Source organism: Methanobrevibacter sp. (assembly GCF_045577275.1).
In the GTDB taxonomy this organism is placed as follows: Archaea; Methanobacteriota; Methanobacteria; order Methanobacteriales; family Methanobacteriaceae; genus Methanobrevibacter.
On record NZ_JAZNIB010000022.1, the window covers coordinates 1 to 4,536 of the forward strand.

Consider the following 4,536-nt stretch of genomic DNA (forward strand, 5'->3'; position numbering starts at 1 on the left):
CAATATCTGAAAATTTCAATAGGTCAATCTTTTCCATAAAATCTGAATAATGAATATGATGATTATTTTCGTGTTCTTCATTGATTGTCTTTACATTACAGAAGGTGGCATCAATACCTGCCTTGTTGACTTTGCTAAATGATACTTCCACTTCACCAAAATCAAATGCTACATCTTCCATAAGGTTTTTGACTTTTTCCCCGTCAGCTCCCAAATCCACAAGAGCTCCTATAATCATATTCCCAGAAATTCCTGCTGTCTGGGAATCAATAATGTAAACCATAAAATTACTTCCTTAAGTTTATCAGAACAATTTAATTTTTTTAATAATCTCTAAAATAATATTTATAATTACAATTAAATAATATTTGTTATAAAAATATACTTATTAAATAATTTTTAAAAAATTACAAATTAAATTAAAATAATTTCAAATTATAATGGAATAGCGATTTAAAAGAGGAATCTAATTGGCTAAGAAAAATAAAAATATCAAGGAAATAAAAAGCATCAAAAGCAAGTTGGCAAACGGTGAATTGATAAAAAATGAAGATGCTTTATACATTAATAATCCAGATTATTTTTTAACTTTCAGTGATTTGGAAGTGAGTGACGGTATTGACATTATAGAAAACATTATGGTATTGTCAGATGACTACATCAGTTTCAATAGGGAAAATGAGGATGATGCATTGACTGATGTAGAACTAATGGAAATCACTGAAGAATACAAGGAAGAAAAAGCTATTGAGGGAGGTTATATCTGCCAAAGCTTTGATAAGATAGATTATATAATCAACAATTATGATGATATAACTGTCATTACCGTTATCGCCAATGACCTTGAAGTTCAGGATTTCTATAAAGAGCTGAAAGTGGTCAATAGCTGGAAAGGATTTTCTAATGCAAAACTCAATCTTGGCCAAATCATATTATTGGACCATGCATTCAGTCCAAAATTGCTTATTCAACTTTATAAGATTGCAACAAAACAAAAGGCAAAATTCTTTGAATCATTGCACTTGCCTGCCCACATAAACAATATTTCAAATAATGAGGATTTCCTTGTCATTGGATCCAACCTTCCAGAAGAGACATTGGACCAAGATTATATTATGGAAATCGGTTTGGACATAACAAATATGGAATATGAAGATGATGAAATCGATTTAGATGAATTCATAGAAAGAATTGAAGATGCAGTCATCATCAGCTGTGAAGATGCATTGGAAAAGGTCAATTTGAATACTGGAATACTTGACTATTTGGTTAGTGAAGGAATTCAGATTGGAGAAATGATTGAAGTTGGAATGAGCCTTTTAGAGAATATGGAACCAACAGATGAATTGAAGGAAAAATTGGAAAAGCAACTTCTTGAATCAATAAGCGATAGAAATATAAATGCTCTAATAATTGGAGCAATCAGAATGGAAGAAGACTTCAAAAAGGGAAGAGTTCGTGAGATAAATCTAAACGATAAATTAGTTCATTTCTATCCTGATGCACTTATTGGAGCAACAATAGCTAATCAAATTGCTGGCACTAAAGGAGTGTTGAACTTCAGAAGATACAGTGAAAATAAGCCAGGAATATTATATGGATTGGGACCAATATTATCCAATGCATTTGCAGGTTTAATAGGTGGATGCATGACAAAAATACTTGAATAAAAGTTAATGATATTTATAATAATAATTTAATCAATAAAACAATGATGAACCCAAGATAGAAAAAATAAAAAATAAAAACCTAAAGAAGTGTTGAAATGAAAGAAGAAAACAATGACGATTATTTTGAAAAGCAAAAGCCTTCCACTTTACGTTCAATAGGAGGATTAATTACATTTTCAACAATCCTTCCTTTAAATGTTTATACAACTATTGAGGAATTGGCAAGAGTAACTTGGATTTGGCCTATTATAAATGGGATTATAGGATTGATGGCCGCTATAATTGCATACATCTTTACAGCACTTTTCCATTTTGATGCACTTCTTATAGCTACAATAGTCTATGGGTTCCTATTGTTGATTAATGGATTCAATCATTTTGATGGACTTATGGACTTCGGTGATGGAGTGATGGTTCATGGTGACCCTCAGAAAAAATTAAGCATCATGAAAGACCCTATGACTGGAGTGGGAGGAATATCCACAGGATTCATTGTAGGTACAATTACAATTGCAGCATTTTGCTCATTGATCAATTATGCCAATGCTGTCAACATCAATTTGATACTGCTCATCATCGTAGCAGAAATTTCTGCAAAAATAGGATTGACAACATGTTGCATCTGCTCAAGCCCATCAACTGAAGGAATTGGAAAATTCTTTATTGAAAACATGAATTTAACCAATTATCTAACTGGACTCATCATCTGTTGGATTATTGCAGCAGCACTTAGCATAACTACAGCATTCCACATTGGAATCATCGGAATTATCGGAGGAGCATTTGGTGGTGCTTTAACTGCATTGATTGCAAAGAAACATCTTAAGATTGCAAATGGAGATGTCCTTGGAACTTCCAATGAATTAGGCAGACTTTTCTCATTGATTGGAATGTTGATGGTGATTTCAGTAAGTTTTCATGCTTTAATTTAAAAAATCATTTGAAACAAAAAAATTATCATTACTTTAAATTTAAGAATAAAAATTATTAGAATTATAAATTTATCATTTAGAAAGAGTGAAAAAATGAATATTAATGTTTTAAGATTAGACCACAGAATTGGAAGAGATACACGTATTACCACCCACGTATGTTTAACTGCAAGAGCATTTGGTGCTAGCAAAGTATGGTTGGCAGGAGAAGAAGACCATAGTATGATGAAAAGTGTTAGGGACATTGCAGACAGATGGGGAGGAGACTTTGAAATAGAATACAACAACTCTTATATGGAAGTCATAATGAACTGGAGAGAAAATGGAGGAAAGATAGTTCATTTGACTATGTATGGTTCACAAGCTCATGAAATCGTGGATGAAGTCCGTGAAACTGGTGATGATATCCTAATCATCGTCGGTGGAGCAAAAGTACCTACAAAAGTTTATAAGAATGCTGATTGGAATGTTTCAGTTACTACACAACCTCATTCTGAAGTTGCAGCACTTGCTATTTTCCAACATTTGCTTATGGATGGAAAAGAATTCGATTTGGAATTCGAAAATCCTGTATTTGAAGTGATTCCAACCGCTCATGGAAAAACCGTAAATATCCATGATGAAAATAGAAAACCAAAAGAATAAAAATTAAATCTTTAAAAAAAAATAAGAAGAATACCTATTCTTCTTTCCACCATTCACACCTAAGAAATAAAGTCATCCAAACGTTTTAAAGCTTTCATTTTATCATATTTATCTAATTTTGCCTGATAAAGCGCATCCTTTACAGTAGCTATTGAATGATCATAAACATCCCTATCAACAGGATAAGGGAATCCATCTTTACCACCATGACTGAAGGAATACTTTACAGGGTCTTTCCAGCTTGCAGGTTCTCCAAATACCAAGTCTGAAATCAAAGCCAAAGCCCTTATCTTTTTAGGACCAATGCCTTGAAGCAATATAAGGTCTTCATATTTCTCAGGCTGAATTTCCCATGCATTCTTTAAAACTTCAAATTCCTTATCAGACAAATCCATATCCAGAACTTGGTGATGCTGTGGCAAAGTGAGTGAATTTGTCTCTTCAATGCTAAAATCAGTTAAAAGAAGCTGGTTTGAATCCTTTCTTTTAAAATAGCTCCTTAAATGGTCAGGATTATCATTGATTAAATCCACACTGATCTTTTGAGCTTCAACACTATCCTTTGAAGCCATATTGAGAGCAGAATTCTCTTTCTTATCACAGGAAATACCATTGTGTGGGTCTTCCAGGAAACTGGTGACATTTTCACCCATCCAATGGTAACGTCTTGCATATTTGGTTGCTGTGTTCATGCCTTGCTGTACAACAGCCCAATCTCCCTTTTCAGTGATGAAAAAATTGTGAACATATAGATTATAACCATCCTGAAGACAAGAATTATCTACCTTTGCAGACAATTTACTTGAATGAATCATGTCTTCAATATTGGAACTTTTTAGATTGAATATTTCTCCAGCCCTTTCAATTCCTTGAGGAGTTTTGCGTGAAGCGGTTCCTTTTCCACCAGAGATGTAAATTCCGTGCTTTTCAGGATCAATTGATGATTTTAATGCACCGAGTGTTGTGGTGGTTGTACCTGAGGAATGCCAATCAAAACCTATGACACATGAAAATGCCTGGAACCAGTAGGGATTTGATATTCTATTTAAAAATTCATTGGTGCCGTATTCATCTATTACAACTTCAGAGATAGCTCCAGATAGTTTTGTCATTCTATCAAATAACCATCGTGGTGTATGGCCTCCATGCAGTGGCAGATTAGTGGTTCCTCTTCGTTGCATAAAATCCCTCTAAAAAAAGTGTAATATAAATCTAATTATAATATCTAATTAATATTATCTAAAAAATAGTATATAAAATTAAAAAGAGCATTTGGAAACTAATTAAAA

At 32.9% G+C, this 4,536-nt stretch carries 5 protein-coding genes; 3 read left to right on the top strand and 2 right to left on the bottom strand.

The window, feature by feature from the left end; translation table 11 throughout:
* On the bottom strand, positions 1-283 hold a 283-nt coding region (gene larC, locus ACKI67_RS00835; protein WP_407461491.1), incomplete at its 3' end, for a nickel insertion protein.
* A 187-nt stretch (positions 284-470) separates the two neighbouring features.
* Between larC and ACKI67_RS00840 the strand changes: the two genes are divergently transcribed.
* From ACKI67_RS00840 to ACKI67_RS00850, 3 genes are all read left to right on the top strand, one after another.
* Positions 471-1,670, top strand: a complete 1,200-nt coding sequence (locus tag ACKI67_RS00840; protein ID WP_407461492.1) for a phosphatidylglycerophosphatase — start codon at positions 471-473, stop codon at positions 1,668-1,670.
* A gap of 95 nt (positions 1,671-1,765) precedes the next feature.
* A complete protein-coding gene (cobS, locus tag ACKI67_RS00845; RefSeq protein WP_407461493.1) occupies positions 1,766-2,602 on the top strand; it encodes an adenosylcobinamide-GDP ribazoletransferase in 837 nt (278 codons plus the stop codon).
* 93 nt (positions 2,603-2,695) lie between these two features.
* Entirely contained in the window at positions 2,696-3,247 is a 552-nt protein-coding gene (locus ACKI67_RS00850) for a tRNA (cytidine(56)-2'-O)-methyltransferase (RefSeq protein WP_407461494.1), read from the top strand.
* Between the two features lie 59 nt (positions 3,248-3,306).
* Here the strand turns inward: ACKI67_RS00850 and ACKI67_RS00855 are convergent, their stop codons facing one another.
* Complete coding sequence (locus ACKI67_RS00855; RefSeq protein WP_407461495.1) at positions 3,307-4,428, bottom strand: DUF763 domain-containing protein; 1,122 nt, start codon at positions 4,426-4,428, stop codon at positions 3,307-3,309.
* Between the last annotated feature and the right edge of the window lie 108 nt (positions 4,429-4,536).

What these genes read in the sequence shown, in the direction of transcription:
- cobS (WP_407461493.1), top strand. Translation starts at nt 1,766, where the DNA reads ATGAAAGAAGAAAACAATGACGATTATTTTGAAAAGCAAAAGCCTTCC.
- ACKI67_RS00850 (WP_407461494.1), top strand. Translation starts at nt 2,696, where the DNA reads ATGAATATTAATGTTTTAAGATTAGACCACAGAATTGGAAGAGATACA.
- ACKI67_RS00855 (WP_407461495.1), bottom strand. Translation starts at nt 4,428, where the DNA reads ATGCAACGAAGAGGAACCACTAATCTGCCACTGCATGGAGGCCATACA.